This is a genomic window from uncultured Aquabacterium sp. (genome assembly GCF_913773725.1).
Taxonomy (GTDB): domain Bacteria; phylum Pseudomonadota; class Gammaproteobacteria; order Burkholderiales; family Burkholderiaceae_C; genus Aquabacterium.
Genome location: NZ_CAJYGK010000086.1, coordinates 12,623 through 32,638, shown reverse-complemented (window position 1 = coordinate 32,638; position 20,016 = coordinate 12,623). Strand labels below are relative to the sequence as shown.

Here is a 20,016-nt window from a genome sequence, read left to right as displayed (position 1 = left end):
AGCGCCGTCGATCAGCGACGGATGAACGGCGAGGCCGAGTTGCCGCCGCGGCCGTAGCGCGACTCCACGCCGGTCAGGAACAGGCCCGGGGTCGAGGAGCCGGCAGGCAGGGCGCCATCGATGGCTTCGATGATCGGAGCGCAGGTGCCTTCGGGGCAGTAGGCGGCCGTCTCGTACACGAAGTCATAGCGGCCGGCGATGGCGGTCGCGGTCTGCGAGGCACCGGCCACGCCTTCCGAAGCGGCCACTTCGTTGATCTTCACGAAGCGGTAGGTGTCCGAGCCACCCAGCGGGTTGTTCTCGGCCGACAGGACGCCGAAACGGAAGTCGGTGGTGGTGGCAGGTGCGGTGTCGTTCAGGCAGGCGCGCACGTTGCTCGAACCTGAGTTCACGATCGACGAGTAGCGGGTGCCGACCGTCGCGCCTTCCGGCACGATCGAGGCCTTGCCGCCCAAGGACCCGGTGGCTTCGTAGTTCAGGAAGTACAGCTGAGCCGCCTGCTGCGTGCCCGAGGTCTGCGGGCGCATGCAGTAGCTGATCTTGGTGGTGTTGCCGGGGATCAGCATGCCGCCGCCCAGCGACTTCGGACCGCTGCCGGCCGTGTTGCTGTTGATCAGGGAGGCGATGTCGGCCTTGCTGATGGTGGGCTGGCACTTGGCGGTGGCATCGCCGATGGCGCAGTCCGACGGGACCAGACCGATGGTCTTCTGGTGGGTCTGCAGGGCGTTGTACAGGCGCTGGTTCACAGCCACACCGAAGACCTGGCTGAAGCCCGATCCGACGAAGTCACCGGCGTTGTAAGCCGGGTTGAACACCGGACCTTCGACGTCCAGGTAGCCGCCTTCAGAGGTGGTCTTCTCGTTGGCGGCCGCGCAGTTGCGCATGCTGTTGGCGCCCATGAACGACAGCGAGCCGGTGCCCGCCGCAGCGATCGGGGTGCACGAGGCCGTGAGCGCGTTGATGAAGTCGGTGGGCACGGCGCCGCCCGCGGTCGCGTTGATCACGGCGAACTCGGAGCCGCCCGACACGTTCACGCGCAGTTCGTTCTCGGTGGTGCCTTCGAAATCGACATCGCACCGGCCGGTGAAGATGTTGCCCAGCGCGTTGGTGGCGGCGCCGATCTTGAAGAGGGTGTAGGTGCCGCCGGCGTTCTCGCACAGCACCTTGGCTGCGCGGGCGACGTTGATCGAGCTGGCCGAGGCGCCGGTCAGGCGGACCGGGCCGGCCGCCAGAGCCTGCGACACGCCACACACGGCGATCGCGCCAATCATCAGCTTGGAGAGGTTCATGATGGTCTCGTTCTCAGGAATGCGGGGAAGAGGTGGACCGGGGACACCCCCGGTCCGGTACATCAGGTCAGGCTTGCTTGGCGTCCTGGATCAGACGGCGCGGCGGCGGCGAGCGGCGATGCCGGCCACAGCCAGGCCGACCAGGGCCAGGGCGTAGGTCGAGGGCTCCGGCACGGCCGGGGTCGACGGGGTGAAGTACGGCGTTTCCCAGCTCAGCTTGTTGGCAGCGGCGTCGAATCGGAACGTGCCCTTCTCGCGGACCAGGTTGGCAGCGTTTTCGCCGTTGGGCTGGGCGCCCACCGCCCACTCGTCACCCTCGCCATCCAGCAGCCACAGGTTGGTGGCGCCGACCGCCAGCGAGACCATCGAAGCCCAGCGCAGGTTGTTGTTCCAGTTGGTGTTGAAGCCGGCCGTCGAGGGCAGGAAGCCGACCGAGCCCGAAGTCGGGGCGAAGTACGAGCCGTTGTCGACGCCGGGCTGAACCAGGCCGGCATAGGTCTTGAACAGGGGCTCGGCCAGAGAGCCGGCGTCGCTCGTGGTGGTGGCGTCCTGGACGTTCAGCTGAGCGTTGCTCGGCGTGCCGGTCGCGAGCGTAAGCAGGGACTCTTGCGTTGCGGAGTTGAACAAGGACGCGCCCGCGATGCCCCAACGCACGTCAGAGGCGTCCGCCGTCGACAGGAACGAGGCGACAGCCGAGAAGTTGTTGGTCACGCTGCGCACGGTGCCGTTCAGCGTGATGGTGTTGTTGTTGAAGTCCCAGACCACCGAGGTGTTCTTCTTCGCCAGCAGGCCTTCGGTCAGCGTCTGGCCGTTGGACAGGTTGGCAGCCGGCGCGAAGTCATAGATGTTGAAGCCGAGGTCGACGAAGACCGAGCTCTTCGAGGCGCCGGTGTTGTCATAGGCGATGAAGGCCACCGAGCCGTTGTAGCTCGAGGGCAGGTCCAGCGAGGCCTGGGCGGCGCCAGAAGCGGCCAGGGCGGCCAGCGCGATCAGATTGAGTTTCATGTGTGCTCCGTGAAAGGGTGGGTCCCGTGGGCGGGACAGTGAAGTTCGTCAAGGTCACCGACCGAACCGAAGCAGGGCCTTGAGCGCCTGCGCAGTATTCGGAGCACGGGTGACAGCTTGAAGCGCCGACGCATGAGCCGAAACGCACAGGGGCACACGCCTTTCGGCGTCGCCGTGATCCGGAAGGCACACGGGTTGTCACCCCTCCGAACCCACGGCACGGCCGACGTAGGCGGAACGGCTCACGCGGAATCAGATCGGGGCCGGGCGCGCCCCCCATGACTTGGGGGGATCGCAGGCCGACGGGGGAACCAACGCGGCCCACCAAAGACAAAGCCCCGCCGGTAGCGGGGCCTTGTGGTGACGCAGCGCACCGACGCTCAAGGGGCGGGGATCTCGTCCAGTGGCTGGTACATGCGCGACAGCAGCAGGGCCGTCAGGGGCTGGCGGGGCATCAACCCGGCAGCCATCAGGTGCTCTGCCACCAGGATCTGACGCCCGAGTGCGGCAGCATGCAAGGCATCGAGCCCGTGACGATCCGGCGCGCCGGGGCTGGCACCCCGCGCCAGCATGTCTCGCACGGCTTCCTGCCGACCAAAGAAGGCGGCCTCGGCCAAAGGATGCCGGCCTGCGGCGTTATAGGCGCTCATCCATTGATCCAGCGGGAGGGCGTCCAGCAGCAACCGGGCCGAGCCGGTCTGTCCGCCTGCCATGGCCAGGTGCAGCGCCGTCTGCCCCCCCTGGCTGCGCACGAGCGGATCTGCACCGCGGCGCAGCAATTCACGCACCGACACGTCATGCCCCAGGTAGGCAGCCAGGCCGAGCGGCGTGAAGCCGTGCCAGCCGGCTTCATCGGGTGACGCCCCGCGGCGCAGCAGTTCACGCACCAGGCCGACATCACCGAGGGGCACGGCCAACGTCAGAGCCGTATGGTGATGTTCATCGGACAGGTCGACCCGGGGGTTGTGCTTCTGCAGGTGCTGTATGGCACCGCCGGCATCCCGTGCGCGCAGGCGCTCGAACAGTTGCTGTTCGGCCTCGCCCAGGGTGCCACGCGGGATGGGCAACAAAGGCCCGCCATGCGCCACCGCGTCCCACGCCCGGTCCCGATGCGCCCGGTGCATCTCGACTTGCAAGGGAGAGACAGCGGTCACCCCATCGGTGGCATCCGGCGCCATGCCCAGCGACTGGGCTCCCGCGTCCACGGCCAGCCCCACCATCAATGCGCTCCAGGCGACCAGACCTCTGTTCATGCTCTTCATCCTCCACCTCATCCCGGAGCCGAGCTGGTCCCCGCGTCACCGCGGTGCAGCGCATTCAGGGGGTCCCCTCCCGCGCCCGGTCCGCCCAAGGCATTCATCGTCATCGCCATGGCCACCGCCTGCGCCCGGTTCGATGCCCCCAGCTTGCGCAGGATCTTCTGAACGTGGTTCTTCACGGTCAGCGCACTGATGCCCAGCTGCTCGCCAATCTGCTGGTTGCTCAGGCCGTCCCGCACCCAGCGGAGGATCTCGCGCTCCCGATCCGTGATCACCGGCATCCGCATCAGCGGCGGAGACAGGGCGAACTCCACCCCTGGAGGGGCCTCTCGCGTCGAAGAGGACAGCAGCCGTTCGGTCACCGCCACGCGTTGATAGGTCAAGTGAAGACAGGGCAGCAGCATGCCGAGCGAGGCCAATGCCACGTCGTCGTACGATCCCTCGTGGCGCATCAGCACGAACAGGCTCTCGAGCTCGTCCGATCGCCCGGGCCGGGTCGTGCCATGTACCAGCATCTCGCGATAGCCGGCATCGTGCAGCCGATATGCCAGGCTGCCTCCGAACCCCTCCTGCAAGGCGGGCACCTTCACGCGCGTGGGCCGTTGCTGCGCACGCTGCCACGCATGAAGGGCTTGCTGCACCAGCGCAGACTGCGAGTCGAGCAAGCCCATGATGATGTCGGCCGGCATCGGCAGGCTGTTGAAGAGGTCGAACGACAGGGCCCGCAGTTCGCGGTCATAGGCGCCGCACAGCGCGACGTGGTGTGGCAACCAGCGTTGCAGATCGCCCTGGCTCCAGACAAAGAACTGGTGTCGTCGGCACACGTGGGGAGCGCCTTCCATGACGCGGAGCAGGTACTCCGACTGCTCGGGCGCAAAAGGATGGGATTGCATGACTACCCTGTGTTGATGTGGGGGGCAGATTAGGAAGCGGACGTGACGCTTTGTTGACTTGTGTGAATCCGAATGCCGATTCACACATCATTGAGGGGTGACCTCAAAGCGCCACGCGGCATAGGTCGTCACGCCTGCGGGTGCCCGCACGGGCCGCAGCGACGAGCGGCTGTAGACCCCGGTGATCGCACCATCCGACTCCCGGCGCAAGAGCCCCCAGGCTTCGCCCGTCACCGGGTCTGGCCAGAGCCGCCGCAGGTGCCGCACGGTCTGCCCGGCACGCTCGTCTTCGAGCAGCTCATCGAGATCGAGGGGAAGGCGGCGCACGCCCTCGGCCACGGGCGCCTGGCTGTACGTCTCCAGCGCCCGACGTATCTGCTCGCCTCGCCACGCAAGTTCGGCATCGCGAGCGCGGCGAGCATCCTGCTGCCAGCTCTGGCCCGCCGCCGCCAGCATGATCCCCGCGATGGCCACCCACCACAGCAGCATGAGGTAAGTGAAACCGCGCACGCGCCACATGCTCACTACCACTGTGTGAAGGGCACACCGTTCTGGCCGCGTCCGGCCGCCCCGCTGCGGACATCGGCCAGGTTGCCCATCACGGCACTGTCCGCCGGTGGCGGCAGCATCTGCCAGCTGTGTCGGGAGCCCGTCATCGGATCCTCGGGGATCTGCCGCAGGTAGCCGCGCTGCACCAGCTCGTCCAGCGACTCGGGATACTGCCCCCGGTCTGCGGTGTACTTGTCGATCGCATCGCGCATGACGTTGAGCGATGTCTTGAGGCTCACCTCCCGAGCCTGATCCACCGATCGGTTGTAGCGCGGAGCCGCGATGCTGGCCAGCAACGCGATGATGGCAAAAACAACGATGAGTTCGATCAGCGTGAAGCCGAACTGCTTCGCGCGCCGGGTCAGGCAAGGCACAGTCTGCATGGTCGTGCCTTCACCACGTCCGGTACGGCGTGCCGTCCAGGCCGATTCCGGGCGTGCGCACATACACATCGAACACATCGCTTCCTGCAGCCGGCGCGTCGGGCGGGCTGGCGTAGCTGCGCAAGCCCCAGGTCTGCTCGGCCGGGATATCGGCAGGGGCAAATGGATCGCGGGGCAGGCGGCGCAGAAAGTAGATGCGAGGGCCGTTCGGTGAGCTGACATCGCGCACACCGGACACCAGCACCTCGAGCGAAGGAGGGTAGCCCGTGTCGCCCGCCCGCTTCTCGATGCGGCCGTCATCCCAGGCCTTGCGATAGGCGTCCAGGGCAGAGCGGATGGTACGCAGGCTCTCCCGCAACTCGCCCTCCTGCAGGCGGCGCTTGTGCAGGGTGGCCAGGGGCATGGCGGCGCTGGCCAGGATCCCGACGATCAGGAGGACGACCACCATCTCGATGAGCGTGAAGCCCCGTGAGCCGGCTGCCAGCTGCTCAACGCTCATGGTCGGCATCCGGCGGATCGTCCTGCGAGCTGGGGGCCGCGGGCGCCGCCTGGGCACCTTCGGTCCCGCGCACACGCAGACGTAGGGGGGTGCCCCCCGTATCCAGACCGATTTCGGTATCGGCCTGTCTGACGGCGTCACGCACCTTCAGCATCAGCGTGGTCTGCCCTTGCGGCGGAAGAGAAAAGCCCAGCCCGCCCGCCTTCGCCGCCCCGGCGGGCTCGAGCACGGACTGGTCCACCAGCAGGGTGCCGGACATGGGTGCCGCTGTGTCATTGCGCACCGACACCGCGAATGCCGCACCCGGCACGACCTCCTCCGGGCCTGACAGCTGCAGTGGCTCGGCGGGCACGCTGCCACGCCCACTGCCGTCGTCAGGGCGAATGGACGGCACGCGCCCCGCCCCCTGAGAAGGCGTGCTCCTCACACCGCCTTCCCGCAGCATCAGCGGAACAGCGCCAGGTTGGGCTTCGGTGCCCGAAGGCATCAAGGCGCTGGCAGATGGCGGCTGAACGACGTTGCGGATCACGCGTGGCGTGACCAGCAGCACCACCTCGGTCTTGTCCCGGGTACTGGTGATGGTGCCGAACAAATGGCGCAGCAGCGGCACGTCGACCAGGCCCGGGATGCCCGCCGCACTGCGGCTTTCGGAGTCATTGAGCAGACCGGCGAGAACCTGGGTCTCACCATCCCGCAGGCGCAAAGTGGTGGAGGCCTGCCGCGTGCCCACCTGGTAGGCCAGCGAGCCATCGTTGCGCTGCGTTCTGTCGGTCACGCTGCTCACTTCCAGGGCCACCTTCATCGTCACGTCGCCGTCCAGCTGAACCTGAGGCTCGATGTCGAGCTTCAGGCCCACGTCGATGTAGCTCACCGACGAGGTCACGCCCACGTTGGCCGTGCTGGTGGTCGTGAACACGGGCAGCTTTTCGCCCAGCAGCACCTTGGCCTTCTCGCGGTTCTTCGCACGGATCTTGGGGTTGGCCAGCAGGTTGGTAGCCCCCCGGGTGGCTTTCAGGGTGGCCAGCGCCAGCGGGTTGGCAGCGCTCCACCGCAAGCCACTGAACGACGAGATCGAACCCGTCGCATCCGGTATGCCGTACGAGGCCGTGCCGGGCCAGCTCAGCCCGATCTGGTCCACGTCCTTGGCGGCGACTTCCAGCACCTCCAGCTCGAGCATGACTTCGGGATCGGGCAGATCGATGTTCTCGACCAGCCGCTCCACCAGCCGCATGACCTCGGGGGTGTCACGCACCACCAGCAGGTTCAGCCGGTCATCGACAAACACATCCCGCGACTTGGCAATGGTCCGCACCAGCGTCTGCGCCTGCTTGGGGTCGGCGTTCACCAGGTAGAACGAACGGGTGACGGTGTCGAGCACATCCCGTTGCTTCTGCTGGGTGCCCGGGAAAACCAGCACCGTGTTGTCGTTGAGCAGCTTGGCACCCAGTTGCTGGGTGCTCAGGATGACCCGCAGCGCCTCGTCCACCAGCGTCTGTCGCAGAAAGAGGGTCACCTTGGCCTCGCTTCGCACGTCCTTGTCGAAGACGAAGTTGATGCCTGCGGCACGGGCCAGGGCCTCGAAGACGTTCTTCAAGGGCGCCTCGCGGAACTCCAGCGTGATCGGCTGCGCCGCCGATGCGAGCGCGCGGGTCGACTGCACGCGGGTCTGGCTCTCGCGCTGGGCCTGGATGCGGGCCAGCAGAGCCCTGGCATCGGCCCGGCTCGGGTCTTCCGCCAGCAACGTGCGCAATGCCGCCTCGGCGCGCTCCGGCGCCTGGGCCTCAAAGGCCGACCGCGCCTCGTTCATCAGGCGTTGTTGTCGATCCCGCCTGCCGACCTCGTCCCGCAGTGCGGCCGTGCGGGGGTGGTCCGGGGCGGCGGCCTGCATGCGGCGCAGGATCTCGGCCATGTCATCGGGACGCCCTGCCTGGCGGGCACGTTCTGCCTGCACCGCCAGTTGCGACACCGCCAGCTCGCGCTGCTGGAACCAGGCCTGGCGAACGCTCGCATCCGCCGGGGTGGCCGTGGCCGCCGCATGCAACAACGTGGCGGCCGCCTCATGTTGGCCCTGGCGGGCCAGATCCTGAGCCTGCCGCACGACCGGCGTCGTGCAACCGCTCGCCAGGACGGCGCACGCGAGAGCGAGAAAGATCACGGACAGCTTCATCTTCATCTCATCGTGAGCGTCTGCTGCTGCATCAGGGGCAGGTAGGTCAGACGCAGGGATCGGTCTTCGATGCGGTCCACCCGCCACTGGCCTTCGATCAGTTCGCCTTCGGCCACCACCCATGTGGAGACAGGGCCGGCGATGATCGCGCGCTGCCGAGGACGGACAGCCCCCTGCGAAAAGGCGGCCGTCACCATGTCGGGCGGCGGCGCTGCCACGGCGTCCTGATAGCGCCCCAGCCAGCGATGTGGGAAGGCCGGGGCCTGGGGCGGAGGCGGCGCTTCTGCCACGGGCGCCGGCGGTGGCGGAGGGGCCACACCGCGCCATGCCGAGACAGAAGCGGCCGCAAGCGTTACGGCGGGCAGGCTCGTGCTTCGCTGCTGCCAGCGGGCGACCGCGCTTAGCAGGTGCGCGGCCTCGGTGGGCGGTGCTGCCGCCCGACTGCCGGCCTCCGCCACCCGATGGGCCGGTCGGCCTTCGGACCGTGCCCCGGGCGCCTGAGCGGGGCGCTGATCAGAAGGACGATCCGTCCGGCGCACCGGCTCCACGCCGGCGTCGTCGTCCCGCTGCCCCAACCACAGGGTGGCGCTCAGCACGGCGGCCAGCGCCCACATCAACGGGGCCCTCATCGTGCGGGCTCCACCTGCCGCCACCACAGCGACACGCCCACCTGGGCCTGCACTTCGTCCGAGGAGGGATCCTGACGTTCCAGGCCGAGTTCATCCACGGCGGCCGACGGCATTTTCTGGATGTCGGCAAGCCAGCGGCGCACTGCAGCGTACGGTCCTCGCACCGGCATGGCCATGCGCTGCCGCCACAGCCGGCCACCGGTGTCCGACAAGGGCACGCGCTCGCCACGGTATTGCACGGTCTCGATCTGCAGGCCGTGCCGCGCGGCCGCCTGCAGCACCTGCGACTGCAGTGTGGCGCGCTGGTCCTCGGTGGGCAGCGCCTGCCACAGCAAGGCCCAGGCCGCCTCTGGCTCGGACGGAACGGCGAGCACCGCGGCGCCCGAAACCGGCAGGGTCGGTGCCGCCGGCTCTGTCATCCGGTGCAAGCGGCGTCGCAGCATCACCGCCTGATCGACCGATTGCTCGGCATCGGCATGCCACGCGGGCAACAGCGACCATTCTGCCCACGCCACCCCGCATAGCAGCACGAGGCTCAGGCATCCGGGCCAACCCAGCCAGGTCAGCGCCTCTCGGGCCGTCTTCATCGCTGGGCCTCCGGCCACGTCACGTCCACCCGCCACACGTGCTGCCGCACACCGTCGCTCACGGGCACCGTCAAGCGCTGCCGGCGATGCAGCCGGGCTTGCGGCCCCAGGCTGTCCACCCAGGCCAGCGCGGTACGGTCGTCCGGTACCGCCGCCTGCAACACCACCTCGGTGCCGTCCCCACCGGTTGTCCGGCTGGCCAGCGTGAAGCGCAAGCCAGTCAGCACCACATGCAGACGGCCGGCACGCTCATCCACCCGGTCGAGCAGGGCGATGGGGTCATGGGCCAGCGCCTCAGCCATCTCGACCGCCTGCCGCCAATCCCCCTTCTGCAAGGTCGGCACCCCGGCGGCGTGGGGCTGATCCGGCGTCAGGGGTCGGGAGGGGCGACGTGGTGCCGCCGAGGCCTGTGCCAGGGCACGCTCCAACCGCCTTACCTCCTCCTCGCCATCACGCCGCACCTGCTCGATGCGAGCGGCGTCATCGCTGACCATCAACACCATCAGCAGCGATAGGCCCAGCATTGCCCATCCCCACACGGAGGCACGGCGGTGCCGCGCAGTGAAGTCGATCTCATCCAGCCAGCTCATCGCGGCAAGCCAATGTCCAACCCGCATCAGCCAGCCTTTCCATGCGCGGGCCACCTGCGCGTGAAGGTCCGCGAGGACGGATCGGACAGCGGGGCCAGGCATGCCCCTGGGGGGCTCCCTGCGTCGCGGATAACATCGACCAGCACGGAAGCGTCCCCAATTTCGCCTTCCGCACGCGGCCATTCGGACCACACGGCCAGCTCTTTCCCTCCCGACGACGAAAGCTCGATCCGGAAGTGGACACCCAGACTCGGCTCACGGGCCACCACGTGCACATCGGCCTCATCCGCTGCACCTCGTGCCTTGGCCCACCAACCCTGCGCGGCCGGCAACCACCAGGGGGTCAGACGCTCGATCGACACGCCCCATGGCGTGGCCACCGTCAGCAGGCGCTCCATCAGCGTGCGTGGCAGGGCGCACACCAGCGGGGGTTCGCCAGCCGGCAAGGCACGCCAGATCATCTGGTCGGCCAGCACGTCGGCCGACACGCCGGCAGCTTCAGCCCAGACCGCACGGGCAGACGCGATCCGCTGCTCGGCCAGGTCGACCGGGTCTTGCGATGTCATGGCCCAGACCCAATGGGATGACAGGGCGATCTCGCAGCAGGCGCCCGGATGGCGCGCGCACCACGCTGCCCAGGCCGACAGCATGGCCGTCGGGTCCGGTCCCAGCAACACGGCGTGGCCGTTCACGGTGTCGACCACCGGCGGCAGGGCAAGGGCTTCCGGCCCCGGTGCGAGCCAGAGTCGCTCCCGACGCCATAGCGAACGCAGGCGCCCCTGGGCGCGCGCGCGCCAGAGCCCCCGCGCGGGCGGCAACCCACCGCTGTCCGACGGGGTGGAGGGTGTGAGGTGCATCGTCATTCCGCCAGCGTCACACGCTGAAGTTCGTCCAGCGTCGATTCGCCACGGAGCACGCACGCCAGCCCCGACTCCCTGAGCAGCCGGGTGCCGCGATCCCGGGCGTGGCCCTTGATCCGCGTCAGCGGGGCGCGAGAGACAATCAGATCACGCAGGGTGTCGTCCATCAGCAGGATCTCGGTGATGGCCTTGCGGCCTCGGTAGCCTGTGCCCCGGCAAGCCGTACACCCCACCGCCCGCATGAACCGCCCTGTCGCCTCCGCAGCGACGCCGGCCTGCGCCAGCGCCCGCGCATCAGGCTGCCAGGGCTGCGCGCAATGCGGGCACAGCTTGCGCATCAGTCGCTGCGCCACCACCCCATTGAGCGCAGACACCATGTTGTACAGATCGACCCCCATGTGCATGAAGCGGCCCACCACGTCGAACACGTTGTTGGCGTGGATGGTCGACAGCACCAGGTGGCCGGTCAAGGCGGCCTGGGAGGCGATCTGCGCCGTTTCCGCGTCCCGGATCTCGCCCACCATCACCCGGTCGGGGTCATGCCGCAGCACGCTGCGCAAGCCACGAGCGAAGGTCAGCCCCTTCTTCTCGTTGACCGGGATCTGCACCACGCCACCCAGCTGGTACTCCACCGGGTCCTCGATGGTGATGATCTTGTCCGTGCCGTCGTTGATCTCCTGCACCACGGCGTAGAGCGTCGTCGTCTTGCCGCTGCCCGTCGGGCCAGTGACAAGCAGCATGCCGTAGGGCTTGCGTGCCAGTGCACGGACGATGGCGCTGTCCTGCGGGTCGAAGCCCAGACCTTCCAGGCTCAGGGTCTGAGCCTCCTCGGTCAGGCGAGTCCGGTCCAGGATGCGCAGGACAGCGTCCTCTCCGAAGCTGCTCGGCATGATCGAAACGCGGAAGTCCACCTCTCGCTCCCCGGCGTCCGCCGACTGCAGCACGCGCAGCTTGAACCGCCCGTCCTGCGGCAGCCGTCGCTCGCCGATGTCCAGCTCGGCCATCACCTTGAGCCGGGACACCAGCTGCTCGGCCACCTCCCGCGACGGCACTTCGCCCACACGCACCATCACACCGTCCAGCCGGTGACGGATCACCATGCCCGAGGGGGTCGACTCCAGGTGAAGATCACTTGCCTGGGCTTTCAGTGCATCGAACAAGGTGGCATCGAGCAGGCGGATCACCGGGCTGGGCTGCCGGCTGATCGCCTCGACCGACAGGGCGTGCAAGGCGCCCTCGTCACGGGCAGACGTCTCGGTCTCGGCGTGCAGCAGCACACCACGCGCCTCGAATGCCTGCTCGCCACGGGCCAGCAGCACCCCGAGGGTGTCGTCATCCAGCACCCGCCACTGAACAGGGCGGCCGCGCGCCCGCGTGACCAGCTCGCGCTGCATGGCAGAAGGCGCCTGTGCAGCAAGGGCCCAGACCGAGCCTGCGGCATCCTCGGCCAGCACGATCTGGAGCCGCAGGGCCGTGGCCAGGGGCCAGCCTTCCCAGCACAAGCGCCAGTTCAGCGGCGAGTCTGCATCGGCGGCCACCGTGGCCTCCAGCGAGGCAACCGCCATCTCATCGGTCTGCAGCATGGCGTTCACTGAATCTGCTCCGCAACCTGGAAGATGGGCAGGTACATCAGCACCACGATGCCGCCGATCAAGGTACCCATCACCAGCATCAACACCGGGCTGACGACCTTGCCCACCCACTCGGTGAAGCGGGCCAGTTCTTCGTCGTAGAAGGTGGCCGCCCGCTCGAGCATGCTTCCCAGTTCCCCGGTTTGTTCACCCACGCGAACCATGCGCAGCGACACCGGCGTGATCAGGCCGTGCTGCTGCAGGGCATCCGACAACCGTGCGCCTTCCCGGACCCGGCGCGTCGCCTCGGCCAGCGCCGCCTTGAGCGAGGCGCCCATCAACTCGGCAGACGCTTCCATGGCCGGGACCACCGCCACGCCCGCCTGCAGCAACAGGCCCAGCGTGCGATACAGCGAGGCCAGCTCGATGAGCCTCAGGCGCTCGCCGATGACCGGCGCCTGCCACAGACGGGCACTCAGAGCGGCCCGGGTCGCCGGGTGACGCGCCAGCGCGACGACGCCGGCCGCCACGGCCACCAGCGCCGCCACGGCATGCCAGGGATGCTCGCCCACTGCTCGGCCCGTGCGCAACAGCAAGCCCGACAGCCAGGGCAGATCGCCCCCCATGCCTTCATAGATCTCGGCAAAGCGCGGCACGACGAAGACTGTGAGGAACGCGATGACCAGGACGCTGGCGCCGATCAGAATGGCTGGGTAGATGGCTGCACTGACGAGCTTGTCACGCAGCCCCGTCAGCCACGCCAGATAGGCGGCGTGCTGGCGCAGGGCCTGAGGCGTCTGGCCGGTGCGCTGGCTGGCTTCGATCGAGGCGATCAGCAGTGGGCTGAACGCCTGCGGATGCGCACGCATGGCCTGGGCCAGGGTCCGTCCTTGCGACAAGGCCAGCGTCAGCCCCCGCATCACGTCCGCCACCTGAAGATTCGCCTCCTTCTCGCACAGCGTCTGCAGCGCTTCGTACAGCGGGATGCCCGCGTCCAGCAGCACCGCCAACTCCTGGCAGAACAGGCGACGAGGAAAATCGACGCGGCGCGGCGATCGAGCAGACGGAAGGCGTCCACCCGGCGTGGGGCTGGCTGACATCATGGTGAACTCCGGCCCATCACCAGTTGGTGATGTCCTGATCCTCCCCGTCACCACCTTCTCGGCCATCCTTGCCGTACGACAGGAGATCGTAGTCACCGTGCTCGCCCGGTGACTTGTAGACATAGTCCCGACCCCATGGATCACGCGGGGGGGCCTTGCGCAGATACGGTCCCCACCAACGGGCTTCATCGGCCGGCTTCACCCACAGCGCCCCCAATCCCTGATCGGTGCTCGGATAGCGCCCGGTATCCAGGCGATATTGATCGAGTGCCTTGCCCAGCGCATCGATCTGCGCCGCGGCGGCCTTCACTTCCGACTTGCCGATCTGCGAGAAAAAGCGAGGCCCCACATAGCCCGCCAGCAGGCCGATGATGACCAGCACCACCAGCAACTCCAGCAGCGTGAAGCCCCGTGACAACGGGGCAGACGGCACCGCGCTGCGGCGTGCACCAGTGGGCTTCATGGACTCCTACCTTTGTTCGGGCTGGCGCCAGATTTGACGCAGCGGCCGTGATCCTATTGACCCATCGCTGACAGGTTTGTGACACGCAGCCCCCTTGGTCCGATGCCCTTATCGGCCATCATGGCCCTGACACATCGTGTGGCGAGACTGGAACGGCATCCCCGTCCTCATGCCTCAAAACAGGAGTCCACTCAATGATCCGACTGACCCTCAGCGCCCTCGCACTGGCCCTTGCCGCGCACCATGCCGCGGCGCATCGCCCCGGCCCGGATGCCGCGCACGGCGCCCAACCCCTGGTGATTGCCCACCGTGGCGCCAGCGGCTATGTGCCCGAGCACACCCTGGCTGCCTACTGGCTGGCCATCGAGCAGGGCGCAGACTATGTCGAGCCCGATCTGGTCAGCACCAAGGACGGCGTGCTGGTGGCACGCCATGAGAACGCGATCGCCATCGTCAACCCGGATGGCAGCATCCGGGAAGCCACGACCGACGTCGCCGAACGCCCGGAGTTCCTGTCGCGCAAGACGACGAAGGTGATCGACGGGACGGCCATCACCGGCTGGTTCACCGAAGATTTCACCCTGGCCGAACTCAAGACGCTGCGCGCACGCGAACGCCTGCCCCAGTTGCGCACCGCCAACACCCGCTTCGACAACATGTTCGAGATCCCGACGCTGCAGGAGGTCCTCGAACTGGTAGAGCAGGCCAACCAGCGTCGGCGTCAACAGGCCTTCGCCGAAGGCGGCGTCCGTGCTGCGGCCCGCGTCAAGCCCATCGGGGTTTATCCGGAAACCAAGCACCCGACCTACTTCGACAGCATCGGCCTGTCGCTGGAAGAGCCGCTGGTGCGCACCCTGCACCGCAATGGCTACCGCGGCAAGGACGCCCCCGTGTTCATCCAGTCGTTCGAGGTGGCCAACCTCAAGGACCTGGCCCGCATGACGCGTCTTCCGCTCATCCAGTTGCTGAACGGTTCGGGCAAGCCTTATGACTTCGTCGTCAGCGGCGATGCGCGCGGCTATGCCGACCTGGCAAAGCCCGCCGGGCTCAAGGAGATCGCCGCCTATGCAAGCGGCATCGGGGCCAACACCAACCTGATGATCCCATTGCGCAACGGCACCCTGGGCACCCCCACCTCGCTGGTGGCGGACGCCCATGCGGCCGGGCTGCTCGTGCACGGTTGGACCTTCCGGGCCGAGAACACCTTCCTGCCGAACGAATTCGACAGCAGCAGCAGCCCGGCTGACCTGGGCGACATGGCCGGCCAGGTCAAGGCCTTCCTGCGTCTGGGCATGAACGGCTTCTTCACCGATCACCCCTGGCTGGGCAAGCAGGCACGCGATGCCTTTGTCGCCGATCAGTGAGGCTTGAAGCCATCCCAGATCAGCTTCAGCCCCGTCACCAGCATGCCGCTGTACACGAGCCAGAAAAAGGCTCGGGGGCTGATGCGCTGACTCAGCCTGACGCCGACCCACACGCCGATGGGCGCCAGCGGCACCAGGGCGAGTGAGGTCAGGAGGCGCTGACCATCCAGCAGCCCGAGCCAGAAGTAAGGCAGCCACTTGGCGAGGTTGATGGCCGCAAAGAAGACGGCCGAGGTGGCCGCGAAGGAGAGCGGGGAAGGGCGGGTGGGCAGCAGATAGGCGTTCAGCGGGGGGCTGCCAGTGTGGGCAATGAAGCTGGTGAAGCCCGATGCCACGCCCATGGCCCGCCCGAACCAGCGGGACGGCACACGGGCCGTGGCCGGCGACCGCGCGAGCACCCGCTGCGCCAGGAACAACAGGGTGAGCGCCCCCACCACGGCAGCCAGCAGATGGGCCGGCACGGCCGTGAACAGGCCCATGCCCAGCAAGGTGCCCACCAGCCCCGCCGGCAGCAGGAGTCGAAGCTGAGCCGGATCACGGTGACGCCAGAGCTGGTGCACGCTGGTGGCGTCCATCACCAACAGCAACGGCAACATGATGGCCGCCGCCTCCGGCACGGGAACGACCAGCGCAAGCAGAGGGGTCGCCATCGCGCCGAATCCACTCGCAAAGCCGCTCTTGCTCAGGCCCATCAGCAAGACGGCCAACGCCGCCACCAACCAGAAAACCGGATCTCCGCTCACGCCACACCTTCATCGATTCGCGCCAGAGCCTAACAGAGCGCGGCCAGAGGACCGGTGTGCGAGCTGCGCCCTCATTTCCGGACAGATTCCGTGATCGGTTTGGCAATCCAAGGGTTTTCACGAAGGCGATGTAACAAATCCTGTTGCACGCGTCATAAAGTGAGTGCACTGATGGTCAACCACGGTGACAACCATGCGCCACAACCTCCCCGTCACAGGCACCGAGTTTCCCTTTCCAACCGGCCAGACTCTGGTGTCGACCACCGACCGACAGGGGCGGATCCTGTACTGCAACCAGCGCTTCATCGAGGTCAGCGGCTTCTCCAAGGAAGAGTTGATCGGGCAGCCTCACAACCTGATCCGCCACCCCGACATGCCGGAAGAGGCCTTTCGGGACATGTGGGCCACGATCTCGTCGGGCCGGCCCTGGTCTGCACCAGTGAAGAACAGGCGCAAGAATGGCGACCACTACTGGGTCATGGCCAACGCCACCCCCTTGCTGTCCGAAGGCAGGCCGATCGGCTACATGTCGGTGCGGACCGAACTGAGCCGCGCGCAGATCGATCAGGCAGAGCAGCTGTATGCCCGCATGCGGGCCGAGCAGGCGTCGGGCCGTGTGACCACGACCTTGCGCGAGGGTCGGGTGTTGCGCCAGCACGGCATCGCACGGTGGGTCGATCGTCTGCACCTGCCCATGAGCGGGCAGGTCCTGGGTGTGCTGCTGGCGCTCGTGATGGGCAGCGCCACGCTGTCGGCCATGGCGCAACGGGGTGACTGGCTCTGGCTGTCCCTGCTGATCGAGGCCGGCTGTGCGCTGCTGGCCTGGGCTTATCTGCGAGCCCGACTGGTCCAGCCCATCGGCACGCTGATCGCCTGTGCGCACCGCATGGCCGCCGGAGACCTCACCCCCGTGCGGCTCAACCACCGGGACGACGAGGTGGGCCAATTGCAGCGCGCGCTCAACCAACTCAACGTCACCCTGATGTCGATCGTGCGGGATGCGCGCGAGGAAAGTGTCCTCATGGTCGATGGCAGCCAAACGATTGCACGCGGCAACGAGGATCTGTCGCGCCGGACGGATGCCCAGGCCAGCCAGCTCCAGGAAACAGCCGCCTCGATGGAACGCATGCTGGGCACGGTCACAGAGAGTGCCGATTCGGCACGTCAGGCCTCGGACCTCGCTCAGCACGTGAGCGAGCAGGCAGCAGGCAGTCGCCAGGCCGTCGACGAACTGGGCGAAACCATGCGGGAGATCGAAGAGGCGTCGAGCCGCATCAACGACATCACACACCTCATCGACGACATTGCTTTCCAGACCAACATCCTTGCCCTGAACGCCGCCGTCGAGGCCGCGCGGGCGGGTGATGAAGGCCGCGGCTTCGCGGTCGTCGCAGGGGAAGTGCGAGCACTGGCGCATCGCGCCGGCTCGGCCGCCAAGGAAATCCGCGCGCTCATCGACCGGGCGGGGGCCAAGGTGGCCGATGGCCGGGACAAGACGGAGGCCGTTCAAGCTGCCATGGTCGCCGCCGTCAAGGGCGTCGAACGCGTCAACACACTGGTCCACACGATCAGCCAGAAGGCAAACGAGCAGCTCTCCGGGATCGCTCAGATCAACGCCGCCGTCAGCGAGCTCGACACCATCACGCAGCAGAACACCGCCATGGTGGACGACATGGCGGCATCGGCACAGACACTGGCGCACACGGCGCAGGCGGTCAAGGAGACCGTGCAGATCTTCAAGCTGCCGGACGCAGTGGACGCCCGGGTCGCCTGATCGTCAAGCCACTCAGGGTGAGTGCAGCGCCCCGAGCGCCTCGCGCACGGTTCGGGCGTGCTCGTCGCTGTCATCCGTGACCAGCACGTGCAACTGCAAGGACCTTGCTGCCGACACATGCGTGCTGCCCGCCTCCCTCCGCTCCGGATCAGGTGGAACAGGCTCCGCGGTGTCCAGCACCGCCACCCAGCATCGGGCCTCCGCCACGTCCGGGAGCACGAAGGTCACCTCTTCGTGACCCGCATTGAGGACAATCAGCACCGTGGCGTCACCCGACGGCCGTGCAATGCCGGAAGACTGCGCACGCCCGTCGATCAACAGCCCCAGCCACTTCTGGTTTGGATCGTGCCATTGCGCCTCCGACAGGTCCTGCCCCTGCGGGTCGACCCAGGCGCAGTCCCTGACTTCCAGCTCATCGCTCCAGGCACCCGTCAGGAAGCGGTTGCGTCGCAGAACCGGCAAGGCCTGCCGCAGCGCCAGCAGGCGTTGCACGAAGTCGGTCAGGCTGCGGCCCTCGTCATCGATGGCCTCCCAGTCCACCCACGAGGTCTCATTGTCCTGGCAGTAAGCGTTGTTGTTGCCTTGCTGGGTTCGACCGAACTCGTCGCCCGCCAACAGCATCGGCGTGCCTTGTGACAACAACAGCGTCGCCAGCAGGTTGCGCTTCTGACGCTCGCGCAGTCGGCACACGTCCGGGTCGGAGGTCGGGCCCTCGGCGCCACAGTTCCACGAGCGGTTGTCGGCGTGGCCATCGCGGTTGTCCTCGCCATTGGCCTCGTTGTGCTTGTCGTTGTAGCTCACCAGGTCATGCAAGGTGAAGCCATCATGGGCGGTGATGAAGTTGACGCTGGCCCAGGGTCGGCGCCCGCGCCGGTTGAACTTGTCGCCCGAGGCCGTCAGCCGCGCAGCCAGCTCGGCCACCTGGCCCTCGTCGCCTTTCCAGAACGCGCGCACGGTGTCGCGGAAGGTGTCGTTCCATTCCGCCCAGCCCGGCGGAAACCCTCCCACTTGGTAGCCGCCGGGGCCGCAGTCCCACGGCTCGGCAATCAGCTTGATCGACGAGAGCACCGGGTCCTGGCGGCAGCTGTCGAGAAAGCCGCCTCCCTCGTCATAGCCATGGGGTTCGCGCGCCAGGATGGTCGCCAGGTCGAAGCGGAAGCCGTCGACGCGCATCTCGGTGGCCCAGTAACGCAGGCTGTCCGTCACCGTCTGCAGCACGCGCGGGTGGCTCAGGTTCACCGTGTTGCCTGTGCCCGTGTCGTTGATGTAATAACGCGGCTGATCGGGCAGAAGGCGGTAGTAGCTGGCGTTGTCGACGCCCTTGAAGCACAGGGTCGGCCCCAGCTCGTTGCCTTCCGGCGTGTGGTTGTACACGACGTCCAGAATTACCTCCAGGCCCGCCGCATGAAAGCGCTGAACCATGTACTTGAACTCGTCGATGGTTGGCGCGCTCAGGTAGCGCGGGTGCAGGGCGAAGAAGCCCAGCGTGTCGTAGCCCCAGTAGTTGCGTAGCCCCTTGTCCAGCAGATAGGGCTGGTCCACGAACATCTGCACAGGAAGCAACTCGACCGAGGTGACACCCAGCCTGCGGATGCGCTCGATCACGGCGTCATGAGCCAGGCCGGCAAACGTGCCCCGCAGGTGTTCGGGGACATCAGGATGCCGTTGCGTATAGCCGCGCACATGCAACTCGTACAGCACGGTGCGGTCCCATGGCACCCGCCAGCGCTCGCTTTGCTGCCACTGGAAGCGCGAGTCGACCACCACGCACTTGGGCATCAGGTGGGCGCTGTCGCGCGTGTCGAAGCTCAGGTCCGCATCGGGGTGCCCGATCTCGTAGCCGAACAGTTCCGGGCCCCATTGCAGGGAGCCCATGAACGCCTTGGCATACGGATCCAGCACCAGCTTGTTCGGATTGAAGCGGTGCCCGGCATCCGGCTCGTACGGGCCGTGGACACGGTAGGCGTAGCGGGTGCCCGGGCCCAGTCCCGGCAGATAGCCGTGCCAGACCTCGTCGGTGTACTCGGGCAGGGTCACCCGAGCCCATTCGGTCTCGCCAGCCTCATCGAACAGGCAGAGCTCCACCTTGGTGGCATGCGCCGAGAACAGCGCGAAGTTGACCCCGTGTCCATCGTAAGTGGCCCCCCGGGGAAAGGGCGAGCCTTCTGCCAGCCGCCCGCTCTCGTATCCAGAACCCATCACCCGCCTCCTGTGCCCTCGTCCTTCCGCCGTGGATGTGGCGGAAGGTTCGGGGATGCGACATCGGGCAAGCACCGTGCCCATTCGAC

The 20,016-nt window shown here is 67.5% G+C and carries 19 protein-coding genes; 2 read left to right on the top strand and 17 right to left on the bottom strand.

The features are described from left to right. Nucleotides 1-11: 11 nt before the first annotated feature. The 15 genes from QZ709_RS09430 to gspG all read right to left on the bottom strand — a co-directional run bounded on the left by QZ709_RS09430 (nucleotide 12) and on the right by gspG (nucleotide 13,847). Nucleotides 12-1,289, bottom strand: coding sequence for a hypothetical protein (locus QZ709_RS09430; RefSeq protein WP_294637012.1), 1,278 nt, complete (start codon nucleotides 1,287-1,289; stop codon nucleotides 12-14). Between the two features lie 90 nt (nucleotides 1,290-1,379). Continuing rightward, nucleotides 1,380-2,294 (bottom strand): PEP-CTERM sorting domain-containing protein, encoded by a 915-nt coding sequence (locus tag QZ709_RS09425; protein WP_294637011.1) that lies wholly within the window; start codon nucleotides 2,292-2,294, stop codon nucleotides 1,380-1,382. Between the two features lie 380 nt (nucleotides 2,295-2,674). Continuing rightward, complete coding sequence (locus QZ709_RS09420) at nucleotides 2,675-3,547, bottom strand: ankyrin repeat domain-containing protein (protein WP_294637010.1); 873 nt, start codon at nucleotides 3,545-3,547, stop codon at nucleotides 2,675-2,677. A 17-nt stretch (nucleotides 3,548-3,564) separates the two neighbouring features. Continuing rightward, the gene (epsA, locus tag QZ709_RS09415; protein WP_294637009.1) at nucleotides 3,565-4,446 is read right to left on the bottom strand and encodes an XrtB/PEP-CTERM-associated transcriptional regulator EpsA; all 882 of its coding nucleotides are present in this window, start codon (nucleotides 4,444-4,446) and stop codon (nucleotides 3,565-3,567) included. A gap of 87 nt (nucleotides 4,447-4,533) precedes the next feature. Further along, nucleotides 4,534-4,956 carry a type II secretion system protein gene (locus QZ709_RS09410; protein WP_294637008.1) on the bottom strand — a complete coding sequence of 141 codons (423 nt, stop codon included), beginning with the start codon at nucleotides 4,954-4,956 and terminating at the stop codon, nucleotides 4,534-4,536. A 14-nt stretch (nucleotides 4,957-4,970) separates the two neighbouring features. Then, nucleotides 4,971-5,378, bottom strand: coding sequence for a type II secretion system protein (locus QZ709_RS09405; RefSeq protein WP_294637007.1), 408 nt, complete (start codon nucleotides 5,376-5,378; stop codon nucleotides 4,971-4,973). Nucleotides 5,379-5,388: 10 nt separating this feature from the next. Beyond that, complete coding sequence (locus tag QZ709_RS09400) at nucleotides 5,389-5,877, bottom strand: type II secretion system protein (RefSeq protein WP_294637006.1); 489 nt, start codon at nucleotides 5,875-5,877, stop codon at nucleotides 5,389-5,391. Next, on the bottom strand, nucleotides 5,867-8,044 hold the full coding sequence (locus QZ709_RS09395) for a secretin N-terminal domain-containing protein (RefSeq protein ID WP_294637005.1): 2,178 nt from the start codon (nucleotides 8,042-8,044) through the stop codon (nucleotides 5,867-5,869). The genes QZ709_RS09400 and QZ709_RS09395 overlap by 11 nt, the downstream gene beginning before the upstream one ends. A 2-nt stretch (nucleotides 8,045-8,046) precedes the next feature. Continuing rightward, nucleotides 8,047-8,673 carry a hypothetical protein gene (locus QZ709_RS09390; protein ID WP_294637004.1) on the bottom strand — a complete coding sequence of 209 codons (627 nt, stop codon included), beginning with the start codon at nucleotides 8,671-8,673 and terminating at the stop codon, nucleotides 8,047-8,049. Beyond that, nucleotides 8,670-9,260: a GspMb/PilO family protein gene (locus tag QZ709_RS09385; protein WP_294637003.1), complete on the bottom strand. Its 591-nt coding sequence runs from the start codon at nucleotides 9,258-9,260 to the stop codon at nucleotides 8,670-8,672. Before QZ709_RS09385 ends, QZ709_RS09390 begins: the two co-directional genes overlap by 4 nt. Then, nucleotides 9,257-9,850: a hypothetical protein gene (locus QZ709_RS09380; protein WP_294637002.1), complete on the bottom strand. Its 594-nt coding sequence runs from the start codon at nucleotides 9,848-9,850 to the stop codon at nucleotides 9,257-9,259. Before QZ709_RS09380 ends, QZ709_RS09385 begins: the two co-directional genes overlap by 4 nt. A gap of 26 nt (nucleotides 9,851-9,876) precedes the next feature. Then, entirely contained in the window at nucleotides 9,877-10,707 is an 831-nt protein-coding gene (locus QZ709_RS09375) for a hypothetical protein (RefSeq protein ID WP_294637001.1), read from the bottom strand. Nucleotides 10,708-10,709: 2 nt separating this feature from the next. Next, complete coding sequence (locus tag QZ709_RS09370) at nucleotides 10,710-12,293, bottom strand: GspE/PulE family protein (RefSeq protein ID WP_294637000.1); 1,584 nt, start codon at nucleotides 12,291-12,293, stop codon at nucleotides 10,710-10,712. 5 nt (nucleotides 12,294-12,298) lie between these two features. Beyond that, on the bottom strand, nucleotides 12,299-13,384 hold the full coding sequence (locus QZ709_RS09365; protein WP_294636999.1) for a type II secretion system F family protein: 1,086 nt from the start codon (nucleotides 13,382-13,384) through the stop codon (nucleotides 12,299-12,301). A 16-nt stretch (nucleotides 13,385-13,400) separates the two neighbouring features. Further along, nucleotides 13,401-13,847, bottom strand: a complete 447-nt coding sequence (gene gspG, locus QZ709_RS09360) for a type II secretion system major pseudopilin GspG (RefSeq protein WP_294636998.1) — start codon at nucleotides 13,845-13,847, stop codon at nucleotides 13,401-13,403. 194 nt (nucleotides 13,848-14,041) lie between these two features. On the opposite strand from gspG, the gene QZ709_RS09355 reads away from it, so the two are divergent. Then, complete coding sequence (locus QZ709_RS09355) at nucleotides 14,042-15,211, top strand: glycerophosphodiester phosphodiesterase (protein WP_294636997.1); 1,170 nt, start codon at nucleotides 14,042-14,044, stop codon at nucleotides 15,209-15,211. Here the strand turns inward: QZ709_RS09355 and QZ709_RS09350 are convergent. Continuing rightward, nucleotides 15,205-15,954, bottom strand: coding sequence for a sulfite exporter TauE/SafE family protein (locus QZ709_RS09350; protein ID WP_294636996.1), 750 nt, complete (start codon nucleotides 15,952-15,954; stop codon nucleotides 15,205-15,207). The two genes, QZ709_RS09355 and QZ709_RS09350, sit on opposite strands and share 7 nt — an antisense overlap. Before the next feature lie 193 nt (nucleotides 15,955-16,147). Between QZ709_RS09350 and QZ709_RS09345 the strand changes: the two genes are divergently transcribed. Beyond that, nucleotides 16,148-17,728 (top strand): PAS domain-containing methyl-accepting chemotaxis protein, encoded by a 1,581-nt coding sequence (locus tag QZ709_RS09345; protein WP_294636995.1) that lies wholly within the window; start codon nucleotides 16,148-16,150, stop codon nucleotides 17,726-17,728. Between the two features lie 12 nt (nucleotides 17,729-17,740). On the opposite strand, the gene glgX is transcribed toward QZ709_RS09345, so the two are convergent. Continuing rightward, a complete protein-coding gene (gene glgX / locus QZ709_RS09340; protein WP_294636994.1) occupies nucleotides 17,741-19,927 on the bottom strand; it encodes a glycogen debranching protein GlgX in 2,187 nt (728 codons plus the stop codon). Nucleotides 19,928-20,016 lie beyond the last annotated feature (89 nt).